We start from the raw sequence: 21876 nt of genomic DNA, 5'->3' as shown, positions 1-21876 counted from the left end.
AAACAAAAGGGATACCCTTCTGTTTACAGCCAATTACTGTATATCCATCATTAAACTCTTAGTTCATTCTCTAAAGCTGAAAGGACTTCATCTTGTGAAAGCCCTTGTGCAAGAGAAATTTCACTCACTAACATGCCTCGAGCATCTTCAAGCATCTTCTTTTCACTTGAATTTAATGCTTTCTTCTGATTTCGTCTCATCAGATCTTTGACAACGTCTGCACCATCTTCGATCGCACCTGTTTTTAGCTTTTTCATATTTTCATCATATCTTTGCTTCCAAGTAAGCGTGTCGTCGTTTGTTTCTTCTGCAAAATTGTTCATCACAACTTTCAGCGTTGCTTGATCTGCTACCTGACGTATACCTAGTTGATTGATTCTGCCTCTTGGGATCATCATCTGCATATTCGGCATTTGAATCAGAAAATATTCTTCCGTCTTACCTAAAATCTCTTTTTCTTCCATTCCTTCAATCACACCGGCACCATGCATAGGATAAACAATTTTATCACCTATTTGAAACAAATCCGCCACCTCCGAAAGTATTCACAATTTGATTATAACACATTTCATCGGCGAATAAAAATTTACATTTTATCATGTTATTTTAGCACTAGTCAATTCTTTTCATTTAAATTTTTCAGAAAAAGCCTTTTTTACAAAAGATGCGCCATCATCCAGTCCCCTTGTCTTATTCGTTCATATACTAGCATTGAGTCACATTTAGGAGGGATGACAATGTGCAAATGCAAGTGCAAACATTCCCACTCAAACTGTTATAAAAAGCATGACGATCATTGCCATGAGGACCCATGTAAAGAAAAAAAGTTTCATCATAAAAAAGATGATTGGTTTGAGAGCGATTTCTGGGATACTTCTAGAAGCTACGATCCCTATTATTACCCTAAAAGTGTCTGCAGCAGTTGTAAGAAGCGTCGTAGAAGAAGACATGGCTTCTCATATTAGCACCTGACGCTTTCACCTGCTTTTTGTTTTCCCGGCTGAAAAGCCGGTTTTTTTCATATGGATAGGCTCATGAAACGGATCATGCTCATAGGATATGGCAACCTGACATAAAGGATGAGATATCAAATGAACAATATGAATAGCCAAATGAATCATCATCACGAAGGAAATCCGTACCATACGTTTGAGAATGTGTATACAGCCAATCATGAGCATGTGGTCGCGCCAAACATGCATGATCATATGAATATGCCAAACCATTATCATGGTAAAAAAGATAAGTACAGCGGACATTATCCGCATCATCATTCAGCCTATCCGCCTTTTCCAAATCAGCATGACCCCTTTTCGCATGTTCCAATGAAGGATCACCATTATCATGGCCACTATGGTGGATATGGAATGATGCCATATCATCCATACGGATATCAAGATATGCAAATGATGATGCCGAATCAACAAATGCCAGGCTTTGGGTACGGAATGAACCAACCAAATGCTCATTTTCCCCGTTATTACTAAACAAAATGACAAAATAAGGGTATAATATACCATTTAATACCACATAGGGATATGGTAACATTATAGGTAAATAATGGATTAAATCATCTATTATTTACCTATAATCAACAAGGGGGAATGAAGAAATGAAAAAAACATGGACAATGATCATGATGGGGATGCTGACACTGGTCATGGCATTATCGGTACCGATTGCCGCATCCGCTGAAGGAGCCACAGAGGAAGGCAAAGCATCAACAAATGCCAGACCAGCAGAACTTTATGCGAAAATTACAGGTACAAGTAAGCAGGAATGGTCTTTTTCTGACATTGAGTTAACATACCGCCCAAATTCTGTGTTAAGTATCGGTGCCATTGAGTTCACATTACCTGCAGGCTTTCAAGCGACAACAAAAGACATCTTCAACGGAAAAGCATTAAAAGATAGCTACATTTTGAACAGTGGAAAAACTGTTCGCATTCCAGCTAGAATCGATTTATTAGGAATCTCACAATATAAATTACAACTTTCACATAAAGTACTTCCTGCTGCAGGTACATACACGTTCCGCGCAGAAAACCGTGCGCTTAGCATTGGTTCTAAATTTTATGCAGAGGATACCCTTGATATTCAAACACGACCAGTTGTGGTCACACCGCCAGATCCGTGTGGATGCTAAATAAAAAAGCGCTCTAATAAGAGCGCTTCAGCGTGTAGACAAACCCTCGCATTCGGTGTCAGGTCTGCGTTCCGGTACTCGTCTTTCCTAGGGCTGCAAAGGCTTTCTATCACGCTGAAAAGAAGACAAAGGGCTAAAATGATTTTTATTTTAGCCCTTTGTCTTCTTTTATTTGATCACATGACCCGCTTAAACATTTTCTCCATTTCATATGTCGAGTGATGAATGATAATCGGCCGGCCGTGCGGACAAGTGAAAGGATCCTTTGTCTGCCTGAGTTCATCTAATAGTGCTTTGATTTCATCATTTCGCAAATGACGATTTGCTTTGATAGAGCCTTTGCAGCTCATCATGATTGCCGCTTCTTCTCTTAATTTTTTGATATCTACACGTTTCTCATCCAGCACTTGCTCTATAATCTCTTCGATCAGTTCAGCCTCTTCCCCTTTTGGAAACCACTGCGGATGCGACCGAACAATGTAGCTTCCTGAACCGAAAGGCTCTAAGAAGACACCCACTTTCGTTAGTATCTCTTTATGCTCTTCAATAATCAGCATATCATTTTTCGAGTAGTGGAATGTTAATGGAACGAGCATTTCTTGCACTTCCTGTTTGATCTCTCCTACTTTCTCACGATAATACTCATACTTGATTCGCTCCTGGGCCGCATGCTGATCGATAATATAAAGCCCACGTTCATTTTGAGCCAAAATATATGTGCCGTGCATTTGCCCGATGGGATACATGACGGGAACACGTTCGTTTTCTGAAATGGTTTCTGCAGCATCTTCTCTCAGTTCTGACTCTTCATATTCAAGAGAAGCGGCGGATTCCTCTACATGAACACGCTCAGATGGAGCATCTTCATTAAATACGGGTGATGATGCACCTGTCATTTCCTGCGTAGGCGTCCCGTATGTGCTCATCTGATTCGTCTCGTATACAACCGATTCGAAAGGCTCCGGCTGATAGGATGTTTTCGCCTCGTTTGTGTTTCCTTTTTTCGCATCAAAGGTTAAGGATTGCTGCTCATTTTTGATCGCTGGCATTGGTGCTTTCTTTGGCACCGAAGCACTTGGAATGAGCTGTTGCTTTTGAAATACTTCCTTAATTCCTTGTTTGATTAGCTCATGAAGTTCCTGCTCTTTACTAAGTCTCACTTCAAGCTTCGAAGGATGAACGTTCACATCCACTAAAATGGGGTCCATCTTCATCTCAATAAATGTAATCGGGTGGCGGCCAATCGGTAGCAGCGTGTGATACCCTTCATGGACCGCTTTCACGAGAGGAAAATGTTTGACATATCTGCCGTTTACAACAGAAGACATATAATTCCGTGATGCCCTTGTCACTTCTGGCAAGGAGATATATCCTTTCACTTCAAAATCAAGTGATTGCACATGAAGTGGCACCATTTTTTTCGCAACAGCTGTCCCGTAAATGGCCGCAAGCACATGCCGCACATCCCCGTTTCCATTCGTCTGAAGCAGGACTTTTCCTTGGTGACGCAAGCGAATCGATACTTCTGGGTGAGCCAGCGCAATTCGATTGACGACATCTGATATATTGCCAAGCTCCGTATGAACGGTTTTCATGTATTTTAGGCGGGCCGGTGTATTGTAAAATAAGTTGGTAACGACGATCTCGGTACCGCGGCGACTAGAGGTTTTTTTCTCTGAAATGATCTTTCCGCCTTGCAGCACCAGGTGCGTTCCAGCTCCTTCACCAGTACTTGTTTTCATTTCTAGATGAGAGACAGATGCGATACTTGGCAGCGCCTCTCCCCTGAATCCGAGCGTTCTGACACGGAACAGGTCATTCTCATCTTTGATTTTACTCGTTGCATGGCGCTGAAAGGCGAGCTTACAATCTTCAGCATCGATTCCAACACCATTATCAATCATTCTAATAGAGGAAAGACCTGCTTCTTCTACATCGATTTCAATCACTGTACTACTTGCATCGATTGCATTTTCCATAAGCTCTTTTACGACAGAAGCTGGACGCTCGACTACTTCACCTGCAGCAATTTTATTGGATAGGTCATCGGATAACTGAATAATCTTTGCCATTTTGCTCACCTCACCTTACATGATAATTTCTTTTGCAATTCATATAGCTTAGTCATCGCTTCGAGCGGAGTCATATCCATTAGATTGAATGACTTTAATTCCTCGATCACCGCTTGATCTTTCTGTTTTAGAACTGGTTTGGTTTGCGGTTTTTCTTCTACTTCAAAGAAAGAAAGCTGCTGCTTTTCCTCAGCCTTTTCTGTTTTTGGAGCTGCAGATACGTGCGGGGTCACTTCATGTGATCCGCTCTCAAGCTCCGTCAAAATGGTCTGGGCCCTATCGATGATCGCATCAGGCAATTCAGCAAGCTGCGCTACATGAATACCATAGCTTTTATCAGCTGCACCCTCTTTGATTTGATGTAAGAAAACGACCGTGCCTTCATGCTCTTCAGCACGTACATGAACATTTTTCAGCTCGCTTAATTGAGATTCAAGAACTGTCAGCTCGTGATAATGTGTGGAAAAAAGCGTTTTGGCACCAATATGATCGTGAACAAATTCAATGATCGCCTGTGCAAGAGCCATTCCATCATAGGTGCTTGTCCCGCGTCCAATTTCATCAAATAAAATCAAGCTGTTTTTCGTTGCATGCACCATTGCATTTTTTGCTTCGAGCATCTCTACCATAAAAGTACTCTGACCAGAAATCAAATCATCTGCCGCCCCAATGCGTGTAAAGATTTGGTCAAAGATCGGAAGAGTTGCCTTCGATGCCGGCACAAAGCAGCCAATTTGCGCAAGAATGGAGATAAGCGCCATTTGTCTCATATACGTACTTTTCCCTGACATATTTGGTCCAGTAATGAGTAAGGTTTGCCGGCCATTTCCCATATGGCAGTCATTCGGTACATACTCCTGGTGATCCATCACTTTTTCAACGACTGGGTGACGACCATCTATGACATCCACCTCATCCTCTGAGAATTCAGGACGGATATAACGGCGTTTTTCACTGACAGTCGCAAAGCATTGAAGCGCATCCAGCTCACTCATTTGTTTTGCAAGCAGCTGTAATCTCGGAATATAGACTTTCACTTGTTCTCTGAGAGCTGTAAATAGTTCATATTCCAATTCGTTAATATTTGATTCTGCTTCAAGTATCAGTGCTTCTTTTTCTTTTAATTCAGGTGTGATATACCGCTCTGCATTGGCAAGCGTTTGTTTTCTTTCATAACGGCCTTCCTCCAGCAGATGTGTATTTGCGCGTGTCACTTCGATATAATAACCAAACACTTTATTAAACCCGACTTTTAAGGAGCGAATGCCGGTATATTCCCTTTCCTGCTGTTCAAGACGTGCAATCCAGTCCTTTCCGTTTCGGCTGGCATCACGGTATTCATCTAATTTTGCATTGTAGCCATCTTTAATCAAATTGCCTTCTTTTATCGTCATCGGCGGATTTTCATAAAGTGCATCTTCTAATAAATTAAGCAAGTCGCCACAAGGATCAATCTCATTCGCTCTTGATTTTGCCATTTCCTCTGGCAGTGAGTGCACAAGCTCTTTAATGGCTGGTACTTGTTTTAAGGATTCCTTTAACTGAATGAGATCACGGGCATTTACGTTGCCAAATGCGACACGGCCCGCTAAACGTTCGAGATCATATACTTGCTTTAACCGTTCACGCAGATCCTCTCGTTCAAAGAGATGGTCCATGAGAATTTGCACCATTTCCTGGCGTTCTTTAATGTGCGAAAGCCGAATTAACGGCCGGTCGATCCATTGCTTGAGCAGCCTTCCACCCATCGCTGTTTTTGTTTCATCTAACAGCCATAACAAAGAGCCCTTCTTGCTTTTTGAGCGGATCGTCTCTGTTAATTCAAGATTTCGTTTTGAGTAAAGATCAATTTTCATTGTTTGTTCGAGCTCAAACACTTGAACTTGCTGAAGGTGATCGAGACTTCTTTTTTGCGTTCTTCTTAAATAAGCATATAATGTCAAAAAGGCCGATCTAAGTTGCTCGCTCAGGCGGGACACGAGCCGCTCAGCTTCATCGATCAATTCATCACTATCTTCGTATGAAATGGTCGCTTGGCACCGATCCTTTAAGGTCTTGACTGTTTCCTCATCCAGCTGCTTTGACACCACAATTTCTTTTGCACCGACAGAATAAATTTCAGACACGACTTCATCTAATCGATCAATGAAAGCCGCCATGTTTTCACCAGTAGATAAATCGGAAAGTGCAAGTCCATATCCACTTTCAAATTTTGTCACAGAGGCAATGAAGTTGTTTTCATTTTCACTTAAGCCTTTACCATCCATCACCGTACCTGGTGTAATGAGTTGAACGACTTCTCTTTTGACCACACCTTTTGCCGTTTTAGGATCTTCCACCTGCTCACAAATCGCGACCTTGTAGCCTTTTGAAATCAATTGTTCTATGTATGCAGAAGCAGAATGATAAGGAACACCGCACATTGGTATGGTCCCGCCATCTCTGCTTGTTAGCGTGATTTCTAATTCTTGTGACGCTTCTTTTGCGTCATCAAAAAACATTTCATAAAAATCGCCTAAGCGAAAAAATAAAAAGGCATCTTGATACTCTGCCTTGATTTTTAAATATTGCTGTATCATGGGCGTATAACTTGCCATATTTCTAATCCCTCACTATATTACATTCGAATTCATACCATCTTTCATTATAGCATAAAAAATCACCTTTTTTCTCCTAGATAGGACACAAAAAAACTAGGGGGATATGCGCCCTAGTCATCAATTACTCTTCTGGATCACCCGCTAGGAATTCTGGATGAATATCCTCTAACTCCTCATCCACCTCTTCTTCCCACTCATGATCATCTTTTTCTTTCCAGCTTGAATTGACCTCTACAACAATTTTTGTTTCTCCTACCACTTCAGCAATGAACTCCCGCTCTGCTTGAACGATAATTTTATTGCCGTTTGGAGAAATGGTCACTTCTAAGCAATTCGGCTGCTGCAGCACTTTTGCAATCACTTCGTGCTCATCATCAAGGAAATTTTTATCTTTATATCTCAGTTTGATGATGTCTACATATTTCACCCGTTCTGTGACGACTTCTGTTTTTGTGTTATCAGCGTAAGAATACCATACGTTAATATCAAAGGTTCCTTCAATCTCAACAGTTTTACCGACCTTTTCAGCATCATACTTATGATTAATGATCCAACCACCTAGGATGCTGGTTGGTTTTTGCGATGGAGAAATGGTGTGTGTGCTTTGGGTGAATTTCCTCCCTTTTGCAACCACCGCTTTTGTAATAATTTCTCTGTATTCAGACATTCCGGCATGCCTCCTTGTTCTTGATCGTTTTATCTTATGCTGGGCATTCGTCTAGTGTGTCACGATTTTGAACTTCATGTTCAATTAAATTCATTTCTGTTTCAGTGTATGCATGGTCGCCCATAAACTTGCCTTGAAAATTGGAAAAGTTGGAGAGTGAGAGATTTTGGGGTGACGAAGCAAGAAGTAGAATGGGAAGTGAGATTTTTGTTCTTTCAAAAAATGATGATAGCAAAACAAAAAACCCCGCATTTGCGGGGTTTTCTCATTTAATGGAGCAACTTGGTGATGAGTTTTTCACTTTTGAACCGGTTTCTCCTAATAAGAGGTCACCGCCGGTTGAAAGAATGATTTCATCTGTTACTTGATTAGAAATCGTATGCGCTACAAGCTGAAGCAGGGAATTGACTTCCACTTGTGACTCTTTGAATTCTTGAATCACTGGGATTTCATCCAGTTCTTCTTGCAGGGCATCGATTTTTTCTTCCACTTGCTTTAAGGCTTCATGTTTGCCGTAATGCTTTAAATTCACAGCTTGTTTTTGAAGCGCCTTAATTTGATTAATAATCGTTGAAATTTTTGTATTTTCATTGATTTGCGCTTCTGCTTTCTTGAAGAAATCAACTTCTTCTGTTTCAGAAATCATTTTAGCGAGCTCTCTTGCGCGCTCGACAATCTCTTTTTTTGAATAAAGCGTCATTTTAATTCACCTCGATAGCTTCTCCAACCATTTCTCCGTCAAGAGACCAAGTTTTGGCTTGTGTGATTTTCACTTTGACGATGTTGCCAATCGCTTCTTTTGGTGCTTTAAAATTCACAAGCTTGCTTTTACTTGTATATCCGGCTAGGATTTCAGGGTTGTTTTTACTTTCACCCTCTACTAATACTTCGACAGTCTGCCCTTCATATTCCTTCATTTTTTTCGCAGAAATTTCATTCACGAGGGCATTCAGGCGCTGCAGACGTTCTTTTTTCACATGCATTGACACGTTGTCTTGCATTTTCGCTGCTGGTGTTCCTTCTCTTGGAGAGTAAATGAACGTATAAGCAGCATCAAACTCAACCTCGCGATAGAGGGAAAGTGTTTCTTCAAATTGCTCATCTGTCTCATTTGGGAACCCAACAATAATATCCGTTGTTAATGAAGCATTTGGCATCGCTTCTTTGATTTTGCGTACAAGTTCAAGGTAACGTTCACGGTCATATTTTCTCGCCATAAGCTTCAAGACAGAAGAACTGCCTGATTGAACTGGCAAATGAATATGATCGAGAAGGTTCCCACCCTTAGCAAGCACTTCAATTAAGTGATCGTCAAAGTCACGTGGGTGGCTTGTTGTAAAACGGATACGCGGAATATCGATTTTACGCAGCTCATCCATCAAGTGTCCAAGACCATATTCCATGTCTTCAAAATCTTTTCCATACGCATTCACGTTTTGACCAAGAAGGGTAATTTCCTTATATCCTTCTGCCGCTAAACGTCTGACCTCTTGAATAATTTCATCAGGGCGGCGGCTTCTTTCTTTACCGCGCGTGTAAGGGACGATACAGTATGTACAGAATTTATCACAACCGTACATAATATTCACCCAGCCCTTAATTTTTCCTTGGCGGGCTCTCGGAAGGTTTTCAATGACATCGCCTTCTTTTGACCAAACCTCAATGACCATTTCTTTTGAAAGATAGCATTCAGATAACAGCTCTGGCAAGCGGTGAATGTTGTGTGTACCGAAAATCAAATCAACAAATGGATGTTTCTTCAAAATACGGTTGACGACAGATTCCTCTTGCGACATACATCCGCAGACACCTAAAATTAAATCTGGCTTTTCACGCTTTAATGCTTTTAAATGACCAAGCTCTCCGAACACTTTGTTTTCGGCATTCTCACGAATTGCACAAGTGTTTAATAAGATGACATTTGCATCTTCCGTTGAGTTTGTCGGTTCATAACCAAGCGCCATAAAAATACCAGCCATCACTTCTGTGTCATGCTCATTCATTTGACAGCCATATGTGCGAATATAAAACTTGCGCCCGTTTCCTAACCCTTGAAAACGCTCGTCAATTTGAAATTGATTGTATTCGACTTCTTCTTTACCCCGTTTTTTTGCATCTTTTAAAGAAGGCGGAATGTACACAGCTTCAAAATACTGGCTGTAGTCCTTCTCGGATTTTTTGTCCGATGAACTTACTTGTCCGCTCGCTTTTCTCTGCTCTTCATTCATGAATTTGTACTCCTTTCAAACCAAGCTCCACCCTACAGTATAGACTATTTTGTCGTGAATTGAAAATAAATTCATATACAGTCTTTCTATAAAAAATGGCTATTCATCAAGAAGGTCACAGCCAATCTCTTTATTAAAAAAAGAGAGCCCGCGCTCTCTCAATCAAGTATGTTTAGTTTTTTTGCTTCTTCTTCGATGATCGTCAGTGCACGGTCTAGTTCTTCTTTTGTGTGCTCGGCTGTGATGATGGCTCTAATTCTCGCTTTTCCTTTTGCCACAGTTGGGAAGGCGATGCCTTGAGCAAACACGCCTCGGTCTATTAAAGCCTTTGAAAAACGAAAAGTAAGGGCTTCATCTCCAATCATGATGGGGATAATCGGTGTCTCTGTCGGTGCAACTTGAAACCCAAGACTGACGACCTTTTCTTTGAAATAGGCGGCGTTTTCCCAAAGTGTATCGATTCGCTCCGGTTCATCTAACAGCACTTCAATCGCTTCTTCACACGCTCTAGTCACAGCTGGCGGATGTGAGGTGCTGAATAAAAACGGTCTTGCTTTATGCTTTAAATAATCAATTAAAACGGCTGAACCCGCTACATAGCCGCCAAGGACTCCGACAGCCTTACTAAGTGTCCCAACCTGAATGTGCACTCTGCCGTCGAGTTTAAAATGGTTGACTGTCCCGCGGCCATTTTTACCAAGCACGCCCGAGGCATGCGCATCGTCTACCATCACAAATGCATCATATGCTTCTGCGAGCCTGACAATCTCAGGAAGTGGCGCAATATCTCCATCCATTGAGAACACACCGTCTGTGACGATGAGACGCACGCGGTAATTCATAGATTTTTTTAAAATTTTCTCAAGCTCTTCCATATTGGAATGACCGTATACTTTTTTATCTGCTTTTGTTAACCGGATGCCGTCAATGATTGAGGCATGATTCAGTTCATCTGAAATCACAATATCATCTTTTGTCAGGATACTTGATAAGACCCCTTGATTGGTCGTAAAGCCTGATTGGAACACAAGGGCTGCCTCGGTCTTTTTAAATGCAGCGAGCTTTTTTTCAAGACGTTCGTGCATCGTCATTGTGCCAGCGATGGTTCGTACAGACCCCGTACCAGCACCGAATTCATCAATGGCCTCTTTTGCCGCTTTCATCAGCCTTGGATGTGAGGTGAGGCCTAAGTAGTTATTTGAGGAGAGCTGTATGACCGATTGTTCATTTAATGTCACAGTGGATGATTGTTTTGAGTCAATCTCTTTCAATGTTTGGTGGATGCCTTGCTGCTTCATTGTTTCCAGTTCATTTTGTAAATACGTGAATTCTTTCATCATTTCTTCCCCCTTTGGTTTGATGGCATGATCAGTACGACTTTTCCGCACGTACCATTTCTCATGAGTTCAAATCCCTTTTCGAACTGTTCAAATGGCAGCGCATGGGTGATAACTGGCTGGACATCGATGGTATTCGTTCTTAATAGCTCAGATACTTGACGCCACGTCTCAAACATTTTTCTCCCCGTGATTCCTTGCACGGTTAATCCCCTAAAAACAATTTGATTCGTAATGTCAATGGTCACTGGTCGTTCTGGCAAGCTTAGTATATTGACTTTCCCTCCATTTGCACACGCTTCGAGAGCTTGATTAATGGCAACTGGATGTCCTGACATCTCGCATACCACATCTGCCCCTTCCATCCGTGTGAACTGCTTAATCACCTCAACAGGATCATCTTTTCCAATATCCACGATATGGTCTGCCCCCATTTTCTGGGCAATATCCAGCCTATATTCGTTTTGATCGACAGCAAACACTTGGACAGCACCGGAAGCTTTCGCGACGGCGATCGCCATTAAACCGATTGGTCCGCAGCCAAAAATCGCCACTGACTTACCTGAAACAGGTGTGTGCAGTACTGTATGAACCGCATTTCCAAGCGGCTCTTGGATAGACGCAACCTCTACTGGCATTTGAGCTGGATTGTGCCACACATTTTGTTCAGGTACTTTGACATATTCAGCAAAACAGCCGTCAATGTCTACCCCTAAAATTTTCGTTTCATTGCACAAGTGCTGCTGCCCAGTTAAACACATAGAGCACTGATTACATACAACATGTGTCTCTGCCGATACAAAATCCCCTACTTTTGCTCGTGAGACTTGGTTCCCCGTTTTGACAACTTCCCCTGTAAATTCATGTCCAAAAATGTAGGGCGCTTTAACTCTTCCCTTTGCCCAGTCATCCCAATTATAAATATGCACGTCTGTTCCGCATATCGATGTGGCTTTTACCTGAATCAATACTTCATGATCATTGATTTCTGGAATCGGCATCTCCATCAGCACCGCTCCGTAAGCGCTTTCTTTTTTAACAATCGCTTTCATCGTTCCACACATGACGTACAACCCCTTTGTTAAAAAACTTCTCCCAATGAGATTTTAACACGTCTTTTTTTCGTCGTAAATACCATTGTCCTCTGCAAAAAGACAAATGAACACTCCACATATTCTTTTGGATATTTTTCTAAAAAAAAAGCAAATCCCCGTAGAAAAGGAGATTTGCTTTTTGCGTCACCGTCTTTTTGAAACGGCAATATATAAGGCAGGTACGATTAATAGTGTCAAAATTGTTGAGAAAAAGACACCCGATACAATGCAGATGGCCAGCGGCTTAAAGAGCGGATCATTACTTAATGCTACAGGCATAAGGGCGACAAGTGCCGTAAATGCTGTTAGTAAAATTGGCCTGATCCTTGCTCTCCCCGCTTCAATGACAGCTGTCTGTTGATCGAATCCCTGCTTACGCCGCTGCTCAATAAATTCGAACAAGACAACCGCATTTCGGACCACGATACCAGCTAATGAGACAATTCCCATTGTTGCCATAAAGCTGAACGGCGTTTGGGTGACAAACAGTCCGATAACAGCTCCAGATATCGCTAAGTAAACCGTTCCTAGAACTAATAGTGGAAGCATCAATGAATTGAACTGGAAAGCGATGGTCACATAAATGAGCAGCAAGACAACCCCAAATAAGAGACTAATTTCAACAAAGAACTGGGTTTGATCTTCATTTTCTCCGCCTTGAGAAATGGCTAAATTCTTCGCTTCATCCATTTTTCCTACTTGATCGACGACTTCTTTCATGTCGTCTTTAAACGACTCTGACGTGCCAGGGTACGCCTTCAGCGTAATGGTCGGAATTCCATTTTCATGTGGAATGCTTTCGTACTGCTCTGTTTCTTTTTCTTTTACATATCGGCTAAGTGGCTCGAGTGAAGGCATACCGCCTTCATTTGAATTGACAGGCACTTTTATTTCTTTTAGCTTTAATCCATTTTGATGTGTACCTACATCCTGTCTGACCACTAAGTCGATATCTTTTGTTCCTTGTTTAAAGCTGCCTAATGGCATACCTTCTGTCACAAGACCGAGCTGTCTGCTGACAAACTGAGCGCTGAGACCATCTTCTGCCATTCGGTCACGGTTTAGTTCAAAGGAGATCGTTTTTACTGGCTGATTGACATCGTCAGTGATCAAGCTTGCTCCTTTTTCTTTCATTTCACTTGTGAGCGTTTCTTTGACATCAATGAGCTTTGCAAAAGAGTCACCCGCAATGGTTACTGTCACAGGCGCACCAGTTGGCGGTCCTTGAACAATGGTTTTCATAAAGATATCAGCATCTTTAAATTTCTTACGCAATGGCTCTGTCATACGATCTATTAATTGTTTACTCGTCATCTGATCATTGTCTACTCTCACGACAACCTGACCAGTATGATCACTTGCATTTGAAATACTTTCATTAAACAGGTTCGGTACACCGCCGCCTGCAAAGATCGCCGTTTCTTCAATGCCTTTCTGCTGTTTCATCTCTTGTTCTATTTTCTCTAATGTTTCATTTGTTTTGTCTAATGTTGTTTCACTTGGAAGTGTGACAGTGACAACCACTTCTTTCTTATTCGCTGCAGGGAAAAATTCAAATGGTGTGACGAAAATCAGTAAAAAGGCAAGCGTTGCAACAAGCAAACCACTTAAGCCAATAAGCAGCGGACGCTTCACAATGTTCGTCAGCACACGGTCTGCATAAAAATCAGCTAATTTTTTTAACGGTTTGCCTAGGAATCCTGGCTCTTTTTGAATTTTCTTGTTCTGTCTTTTTCGGTTCACGGTATATTGATAGACTGGCACTAGTGTCAGAGAAATCACCATAGACGCAAGTACAGTCGTTACGAGAACAGACGGTAATGCTCGTATAAATGAACCGTTTGCACCTGATAGGAAAACAAGTGGCAAGAAAGCAAACACAACCGCTAGTGTTGATGTCAAAATAGACCCTGCAACTTCTTTGACCCCTGCAATCGTTCCTTTCAGCGGACTTTCATATTTTTTCATCTGTCTTAATATATTATCGTTGACGACAATGGCGTCATCGACAAGTATTCCTAGGGCAATGATAAAGCCGATAATCGAAATCTGATTGAGGTCCACTTGTAAAAATGGCAGCGGAATCGTTCCGATTGTGATTGATAATGGGATGGCAAGTGAAACGATAAACGCACCGCCAATGGTAAGACCAAGTGTGGTGACAACAATAACAGCGATGACCGCAACAATGGCTTCTTTTATCAAATCATTAAAAATGGCATCCACTTCACTTTTTTGTGAATAGTAGTTTACCCACTCGACACCACTTGGAAGCTGCTTCTCTTTCTCAATAACATCACTGACTTTGTCATACATTTTAGGGATATCAAGCCCTGGTTTGATATTGACTGTAAATGAATAGGCGGGCTTTCCGTTATACGACACAATGTCACTTTTCTCTTTTTCTACTTCTTTTAAAATGCCAAGCTGACTGATTGTGACCGGTTCACGGTTCGTTTTGGAGAAAAGCTCAAGCTTTTTCACTTGATCCAAACGGTCGTAGGTATTGATGGACAGCTTGACCTTCTCGCCGCCTGTCCGAATGTCGCCTAGTGGAGATGTATCAAATTCCTGATTGATGGCATTTGTGACATCCGTTACATTTAACCCTTCATCCTCCAGTTTGCTTGAATCTAAGTTTAATACCGCTTGCTTATCATTGAATCCTTTGATGACGACACTGTCTACCCCTTTGATGTCCTCAACCTTTTCCTTCAACGCACGCAGCGATTCCTGACTTTTTGCTAAGCCTGCTGATTGACTTGCCACAACCATATAAGAACCAACCGGCACGTTGCCAAACTCATCCTTTACATCAGGCTCCATCACTCCGTCAGGAAAGGACGACGCAGCACTTGTGGTTTCGTTCTTAATTTGACTTGCCACCTTTTGAAAATCGGCTTGATCATCAATTTCAAGCACAATATTTGAAAACCCAATGGCAGAAACAGAGCTCGTTTTCTCTACACCATTGATATCAGATATGGCTGATTCGAGCTTATTGGTTACATCACTTTCCACCTGTTTTGCATCCGCACCCGGAAACACGGTGGAAATTGTGACAATATTCGCTTGGAATTCTGGCAGTTCTCGCTTAGGAAGCTGCGTAAATAAATAGCCGCCAGCAATGAGAACAATAAAAAATAAAATAAAAACAAGCTTTCCTCTTTTCAAAAAAGCTTCAACCATTATTTCACCTACTTAAATATTTATTTTTGATGAAGTATTTTTAACTTAATCTTAATTTATCATCATGGTGAAAAAATGCAAGCTCTAATATGTCATTTTTATCTATTTCATGAACTGAATATGTTATATAAGAAATGTATAGTGGTAAACAAAAACAACCTGCTTACATGATGTAAGCAGGTTGAAAATAATAAAATTAGAATTATCGTGGCTCAATAATCAATTTGATGGCTGTTCTTTCTTCTCCATCGATAAGAATGTCAGTAAAGGCTGGAATGCATATCAAATCCACTCCGCTTGGTGCAACAAATCCCCTTGCTATGGCTACAGCCTTGACCGCCTGATTCAGCGCTCCAGCGCCGATTGCTTGTATTTCCGCTGCACCGCGTTCACGTAAAACGCCTGCTAATGCTCCTGCTACTGAATTCGGATTTGACTTTGCTGAAACTTTTAAAATTTCCATTTCTGCTCCCCCTTAAATTTACAATGGATAAGTGAGTGTTCATTAGAACAATCTTTGTTAGATGATGCTATTTTTTGAAAATCCATCCCCAAAATGTTTTTCAAAAATAGCAGGCTACCTACCATTTTTACTATATTCACGATAGAGGGCGCATATTCCTTCTTTCTGATTAATATTTTTCTGAAATAAATATGTGAACATTTATTCAAAGAAAATATGGTCATCATTTATCAAAATTCGATCAATTTTGACAGCTTTTTTCGACTGTTCGTCAATTTCTACGATCACTGCACTTAATGTCGTGCGGCCTTCTGCAATTTCAAAACGGACTGGAAGACTTGTTTTGAATCGTTTAATGATCGTCTCCCGATCAACACCTAAAATGCCATCATAAGGTCCTGTCATTCCCACATCTGAAATATACGCAGTTCCTTTTGGCAAAACGCGATTATCTGCTGTTTGAACATGTGTATGCGTTCCAACGACACATGATGCACGGCCGTCTGTATACCAGCCCATCGCTAGCTTTTCACTTGTGGCTTCACCATGAAAATCAATAAAAATAAACGGTGTACGTTTGGATGCTTCCGCAATTAACTCGTCTACTTTTTGAAATGGGCAGTCAAGTGGGGGTAAAAAAGTACGTCCTTGCAGGTTGATGACGGCTAATTCTTTCCCTTGTTTTTTTATAAATGTCAGACCTTTACCAGGTGTACCTTCTGGGAAGTTCGCCGGACGAACCATGTTGGCAGCGTCATCGATGAAATCAAAAATGTCTCTTTTATCCCAAGTATGGTTACCCATTGTGAGCACGTCAGCTCCTGCTTGCAGCAGTTCATGATAGATTTTTTCAGTTATCCCTTTTCCATGAGCAGCATTTTCTCCGTTGACAATGGTAAAGTGGGGCTGATATTTCTTCTTTAGCTTTGGTAAGTATTCTTTCAGTGTGTCTCGTCCAGGTGAACCGACAATATCTCCAACAAATAATATTTTCATGCGCTTTGAACCCTTTCTCTTATAAATTGACTTCTTATCAGTGTTGCATATTTACACAAAAAAATAAAGCGGCGCTAAGCGCACCGCTCTATTTTGCATACTCTACTGCGCGAGTTTCTCGAATGACCGTCACTTTAATGTGACCAGGGTAATCGAGCTCGTCCTCAATCCGCTTACGAATATCCCTTGCTAGACGGTGAGCTTCAAGATCATTAATTGAATCTGGCTTCACCATAATACGGACTTCACGTCCAGCCTGTATCGCAAACGATTTTTCAACACCTTCATAAGATTCAGAGATATCTTCTAATTTCTCAAGTCTCCGAATGTAATTTTCAAGCGTCTCACTTCTTGCACCAGGGCGTGCTGCAGATAATGCATCTGCTGCCGCAACAAGAACAGCGATAATAGATGTCGGTTCTTGGTCACCGTGGTGAGAGGCAATACTGTTGATGACAACAGGATGCTCTTTATATTTCGTCGCAAGCTCAACGCCAATTTCTACGTGGCTTCCTTCTACTTCATGATCAATGGCTTTTCCAATGTCATGCAGAAGACCTGCTCGTTTTGCAAGCTTTGCATCTTCTCCAAGCTCTGAAGCCATGAGACCTGCAAGATGTGCAACCTCAATTGAATGCTTCAGGACATTTTGTCCATAACTTGTACGGAATTTTAAGCGACCGAGAATTTTGATGAGATCCGGATGCAGACCGTGAACTCCGACTTCGAATGTCGTTTGCTCACCCATCTCACGGATATAATCATCGACTTCACGGCGTGATTTTTCCACCATTTCTTCAATTCGTGCAGGATGAATGCGGCCATCCTGGACTAGCTTGTCCAGAGCTATCCTCGCTGTTTCACGTCTAATCGGATCAAAGCCCGATAGGATAACAGCTTCAGGTGTATCATCTATGATCAAGTCAATACCTGTTAACGTTTCTAACGTACGGATATTTCGTCCTTCACGTCCGATAATACGACCTTTCATCTCATCATTTGGAAGATTGACTACAGATACCGTCGTTTCAGCTACATGATCAGCTGCACAACGCTGTAACGCAAGTGAAAGAATGTTTTTCGCCTTTTTATCAGCCTCTTCTTTCGCTCGGTTTTCAGATTCTTTCGTCATGACTGCAATGTCGTGGGAAAGCTCATTTTCAACTTGATCCAGAATGATTTGTTTCGCTTCATCTCGAGTTAAACTTGAAATACGTTCCAACTCGGCTTTCTGCAAACGAATCATATCATCCACTTTGCTTTCCATCTCTTCAATATGTTGTTGTCGTTCATTCAGAGAATGATCTCTCTTCTCCAACAGGGACTCCCGTTTATCTAAAGATTCGTCTTTGCGATCAAGATTTTCCTCTTTTTGAAGTAAACGGTTTTCTTGTCTTTGAAGCTCATTACGTCTTTCACGAACTTCTTGCTCTGCCTCTACACGAAACGAATGAATTTCATCTTTCGCTTCTAAGAGCGCTTCTTTCTTCAATGCTTCCGCATCACGCTTTGCATCCTCAACAATTTGTTCGGCCATGTTTCTTGCGCCGGATATTTTTGCTTCTGCAATGGTTTTACGAACAAAGTAGCCAACAACTAAACAGATTAGGCTCAGCAAAATGGAGATGATCGTAAACATCGTAGGCGACATATTTTCACCTCCTCTTGCTATGAACTTGGTTTTACAAATAAAGTGTCGGCATGTACATTGTTTTGTGTCTCAACATACAGGGCCTTCACAGGGAATGAGATCCTCACTGCCCTTGTCAAGTTTAAATTAGTTATCAATCATGTTAAGAAAAACAAGTGATACATTTCCATTGTAATTGTGTCGGAAATACTTGTCAAGCTAGTCAGACTGAGGCGTAAGTCGTTATTTCAAGCAAAGACAGAACTTTTGACCTGCTAGCTGTCATGTAAATGTAAAAAAAAGACGCTTTTCAGCGTCTTTTAGTCTTTAAATTTCCAATTCCTCTTGACCTTCTTCTTCTTCAGCTGCTTTCACTCCGTTTGTATCCAAACCGTAGTGCTCTCTAATTTGTTCTTGAATCATGAGAAGAATATCTTTGTTTTCTTTAAGGAACTGTTTCGCATTTTCGCGGCCTTGTCCAAGACGTTCCTCTTGGTAAGAATACCAAGCACCGCTCTTTTGTACGATATCTAATTCGCTTCCAAGGTCGATGATTTCGCCCTCTTTTGAGATTCCTTCACCGTACATAATGTCTACTTCTGCAATACGGAATGGCGGTGCTACTTTGTTTTTCACCACTTTAATTCTCGTTTTATTCCCCATAATGTCATTGCCCTGCTTCAACTGTTCAGCACGGCGCACTTCTAAACGAACAGATGAATAGAACTTCAGCGCACGTCCACCTGGCGTTGTTTCAGGGTTACCGAACATGACCCCAACTTTTTCACGAATTTGGTTAATAAAGATGGCAATGGTTTTTGATTTATTAATGGCACCAGATAGTTTACGAAGTGCTTGGGACATCAAGCGTGCTTGTAGACCAACGTGTGAATCACCCATGTCTCCTTCAATCTCTGCTTTTGGTACAAGAGCAGCTACTGAGTCAATAACAACAATATCAACTGCCCCGCTGCGGACAAGAGCTTCTGCAATTTCAAGTGCTTGTTCTCCTGTATCAGGCTGAGAAAGTAACAGCTCATCAATATTGACACCTAGTTTTTGAGCGTAGACTGGATCGAGCGCATGCTCTGCATCAATAAATGCAGCTTGTCCTCCCTGCTGCTGAACCTCAGCAATGGCATGAAGTGCTACTGTCGTTTTACCAGAACTCTCTGGACCATATACTTCAATAATACGGCCGCGAGGATATCCACCTATTCCTAGTGCAGTATCAAGTGCTAACGAACCACTCGGTACTGTTGAAATACGTGTATCTGTTCGCTCTCCTAGTTTCATAATAGAGCCTTTACCAAACTGTTTTTCTATTTGTTTAAGAGCCATATCTAAGGCTGCTTGACGATCACTCATTCTATTGTTTCCTCCTTTATCAATTCCACTATCTATACTATACCTTGTTTCACGTCATTTGCCAAGAAAAAAACGAACACATATTCGATTTTTTTCTTGGCAGATTTTTAAGAAAAGAGTGATTTCTATTAGAAAAAACACTCTTTTATAAAGGAGTAAACCTAACAAAAAACAAAATTAACTCTCTTTTAATAAATTGAGCAAGTGATGCAGTCCGTATTTCACAGCGCGCTTTCGAATACCCGATCGGCTTCCTGTAAACATCCATTCAAACACGTCTGTGTGGTCTTTCGTAGATAGCCCGATAAACACTTTTCCGACAGGCTGTCCCTCATGGGTATCAGGGCCCGCTACACCCGTAAAGCTAATGCCAATATCACTTCCCGTAAGCTTTCTAGCACCTTCAGCAAGCTCTAAAGCACACTCTTTGCTAACAGCACCATGAGAAGACAATGTTTCCTCCCGGCAGCCAAGCACCTGCTGTTTGACTTGGTTTGTATAACAAACGATACTGCCGCTTAAAATCGACGATGCACCTTCAAGGTCTGTCAGCCATTCAGAAAACATTCCGCCTGTCAGGCTCTCAGCCGCTGCCACTGTTTTCCCGTGTTCGTGCAGGGCCTTGGAAGCTTCACGGACAAGTGATGTATCACCATACCCGTAGAAGTACTCTCCTACACGCGCTAAAATTTTCGCTTCCGTTTCTTTTAACAGACGCTCCGTTTCTTTTTCATCCTCATGCTTAGCTGTGAGCCTAAGTGTCACTTCACCGTCAGATGCGAGAGGTGCAATCGTTGGGTTGGTTTGAGCATCAATTAAATCTTCTAGGTCTGTTTCAAGCTGTGATTCACCGATTCCGAAGAAGCGGAGAACAACAGACACGATTTTTTCCTTTAAGTCCAGTTTCTCAGATATCAGCGGCTTCGCCTCGTTCTCAAACATTGGATGCAGTTCACTTGGTGGTCCAGGAAGTAGCATATAAAACGTATCGTCTTCTTGAATAAACATACCTGGGGCCATCCCAAACCGGTTCACGAGCACATCAGATCCTTCTAGAACGAGTGCCTGCTTCCGGTTATTCGGTGACATGTCTCGTCCAGTCTTTCGAAAGTATTCTTGAATGGATTCAAATGCTTCTTCATTTAGCACGAGCTCTTTTCCAAGTGTACTCGCGATGGTTTCTTTTGTTAAATCATCTTTCGTTGGTCCAAGACCACCTGAGAAGATAATAAAATTCGATCTTTCCTGCGCCACTTGAATGGCCCTTTTTAAACGCTCTGGATTGTCACCAACTGCTGTATGGTAATACACATTCACACCAATTTCAGCTAGCTGTTTGCTGATGAATTGTGCATTCGTATTCGTAATTTGCCCTAGCAAAAGTTCGGAACCGACTGCAATAATTTCTGCTTTTCTCTCTGACTTCAAAGCGTACACGTCCTTTTTAGTTAGCATTCTTTAAAGATTCCCAGTTTTTCACAAAGTAATCCCAGCCTGACACAACAGTGAAGAACACTGCTACCCACATCGCAAGGTCACCAAACGGGAATGATACAAGTTCGAACGGCAGGTTATGCAATAGAAGAGCTGAAATCGCAATGATTTGCGCCCATGTTTTCACTTTTCCAAGCATATTAGCCGCTACCACTTCACCGCCTCCGGCTAGTACAAGTCTTAAACCAGTTACAGCAAATTCACGGCTAATGATCACAATCGCCATCCATGCCGGCGTGAGGTTGTACTGAACAAGTATAATTAAAGCAGCTGAAACAAGCAATTTATCTGCAAGCGGATCTAAAAATTTACCAAAATTCGTCACTAAGTTCAGTTTACGCGCATAGTACCCATCAATCCAGTCCGTTGTCGAAGCAACAATAAACAGGATTGCTCCAACAAGATGCGTCACTTCGATGCTGACGTGACCAAAACGTGCAACGCCCCAATCTAAAGGTGCAAGCATAATAATCATAAAAACAGGGATCAAGGCGATCCTAGAAAGAGTTATTTTATTCGGTAAGTTAAACATGAATTTCAATCCTCCAATAAGCCATTTTTTTATGTATATATAATAGTAGGAACAAAAGAA

At 41.6% G+C, this 21876-nt stretch carries 17 protein-coding genes; 2 read left to right on the top strand and 15 right to left on the bottom strand.

What is annotated here, in order from left to right; all coding sequences use genetic code 11:
- Positions 1-50: 50 nt before the first annotated feature.
- Positions 51-524: a CarD family transcriptional regulator gene (locus MHI33_RS09770; RefSeq protein WP_044141851.1), complete on the bottom strand. Its 474-nt coding sequence runs from the start codon at positions 522-524 to the stop codon at positions 51-53.
- A gap of 567 nt (positions 525-1091) precedes the next feature.
- Here MHI33_RS09770 and MHI33_RS09765 point away from each other — a divergent pair.
- Both MHI33_RS09765 and bslA read left to right on the top strand, forming a co-directional pair.
- Positions 1092-1487 (top strand): hypothetical protein, encoded by a 396-nt coding sequence (locus tag MHI33_RS09765; protein ID WP_106028924.1) that lies wholly within the window; start codon positions 1092-1094, stop codon positions 1485-1487.
- A 125-nt stretch (positions 1488-1612) separates the two neighbouring features.
- Positions 1613-2146, top strand: coding sequence for a biofilm surface layer hydrophobin BslA (gene bslA / locus MHI33_RS09760; RefSeq protein ID WP_044141854.1), 534 nt, complete (start codon positions 1613-1615; stop codon positions 2144-2146).
- Between the two features lie 176 nt (positions 2147-2322).
- On the opposite strand, the gene mutL is transcribed toward bslA, so the two are convergent.
- The 14 genes from mutL to pgsA all read right to left on the bottom strand — a co-directional run bounded on the left by mutL (position 2323) and on the right by pgsA (position 21816).
- On the bottom strand, positions 2323-4218 hold the full coding sequence (mutL, locus tag MHI33_RS09755; RefSeq protein ID WP_265208358.1) for a DNA mismatch repair endonuclease MutL: 1896 nt from the start codon (positions 4216-4218) through the stop codon (positions 2323-2325).
- Positions 4219-4223: 5 nt separating this feature from the next.
- Positions 4224-6815 carry a DNA mismatch repair protein MutS gene (gene mutS / locus MHI33_RS09750; RefSeq protein WP_106067494.1) on the bottom strand — a complete coding sequence of 864 codons (2592 nt, stop codon included), beginning with the start codon at positions 6813-6815 and terminating at the stop codon, positions 4224-4226.
- A gap of 124 nt (positions 6816-6939) precedes the next feature.
- Complete coding sequence (gene cotE, locus MHI33_RS09745; RefSeq protein ID WP_003212450.1) at positions 6940-7485, bottom strand: outer spore coat protein CotE; 546 nt, start codon at positions 7483-7485, stop codon at positions 6940-6942.
- A gap of 265 nt (positions 7486-7750) precedes the next feature.
- Positions 7751-8185, bottom strand: coding sequence for a RicAFT regulatory complex protein RicA family protein (locus MHI33_RS09740; RefSeq protein WP_003211238.1), 435 nt, complete (start codon positions 8183-8185; stop codon positions 7751-7753).
- Between the two features lies 1 nt (position 8186).
- Complete coding sequence (gene miaB / locus MHI33_RS09735; protein WP_340910874.1) at positions 8187-9713, bottom strand: tRNA (N6-isopentenyl adenosine(37)-C2)-methylthiotransferase MiaB; 1527 nt, start codon at positions 9711-9713, stop codon at positions 8187-8189.
- 158 nt (positions 9714-9871) lie between these two features.
- The gene (locus MHI33_RS09730) at positions 9872-11050 is read right to left on the bottom strand and encodes a glycine C-acetyltransferase (RefSeq protein WP_106065312.1); all 1179 of its coding nucleotides are present in this window, start codon (positions 11048-11050) and stop codon (positions 9872-9874) included.
- A complete protein-coding gene (gene tdh / locus MHI33_RS09725) occupies positions 11050-12114 on the bottom strand; it encodes an L-threonine 3-dehydrogenase (RefSeq protein ID WP_340910871.1) in 1065 nt (354 codons plus the stop codon). The genes MHI33_RS09730 and tdh overlap by 1 nt, the downstream gene beginning before the upstream one ends.
- A 174-nt stretch (positions 12115-12288) precedes the next feature.
- Positions 12289-15333 carry an efflux RND transporter permease subunit gene (locus MHI33_RS09720; RefSeq protein WP_340910869.1) on the bottom strand — a complete coding sequence of 1015 codons (3045 nt, stop codon included), beginning with the start codon at positions 15331-15333 and terminating at the stop codon, positions 12289-12291.
- A gap of 202 nt (positions 15334-15535) precedes the next feature.
- Complete coding sequence (spoVS, locus tag MHI33_RS09715) at positions 15536-15796, bottom strand: stage V sporulation protein SpoVS (protein ID WP_029281188.1); 261 nt, start codon at positions 15794-15796, stop codon at positions 15536-15538.
- Positions 15797-15997: 201 nt separating this feature from the next.
- Positions 15998-16792, bottom strand: a complete 795-nt coding sequence (locus MHI33_RS09710) for a TIGR00282 family metallophosphoesterase (protein WP_003212177.1) — start codon at positions 16790-16792, stop codon at positions 15998-16000.
- 88 nt (positions 16793-16880) lie between these two features.
- Positions 16881-18443, bottom strand: a complete 1563-nt coding sequence (rny, locus tag MHI33_RS09705) for a ribonuclease Y (protein WP_003211958.1) — start codon at positions 18441-18443, stop codon at positions 16881-16883.
- Between the two features lie 306 nt (positions 18444-18749).
- Positions 18750-19790 (bottom strand): recombinase RecA, encoded by a 1041-nt coding sequence (gene recA, locus MHI33_RS09700; protein WP_003211102.1) that lies wholly within the window; start codon positions 19788-19790, stop codon positions 18750-18752.
- A gap of 177 nt (positions 19791-19967) precedes the next feature.
- The gene (locus MHI33_RS09695) at positions 19968-21218 is read right to left on the bottom strand and encodes a competence/damage-inducible protein A (protein ID WP_044142093.1); all 1251 of its coding nucleotides are present in this window, start codon (positions 21216-21218) and stop codon (positions 19968-19970) included.
- Positions 21219-21234: 16 nt separating this feature from the next.
- Positions 21235-21816, bottom strand: a complete 582-nt coding sequence (gene pgsA / locus MHI33_RS09690) for a CDP-diacylglycerol--glycerol-3-phosphate 3-phosphatidyltransferase (RefSeq protein WP_044141864.1) — start codon at positions 21814-21816, stop codon at positions 21235-21237.
- Positions 21817-21876 lie beyond the last annotated feature (60 nt).

Source organism: Bacillus sp. FSL K6-2971, from assembly GCF_038006405.1.
Classification (GTDB): Bacteria; Bacillota; Bacilli; order Bacillales; family Bacillaceae; genus Bacillus; species Bacillus pumilus.
The sequence above is the reverse complement of the archived record's forward strand: the minus strand, read 5'-3'. Positions and strand labels throughout refer to the sequence as shown.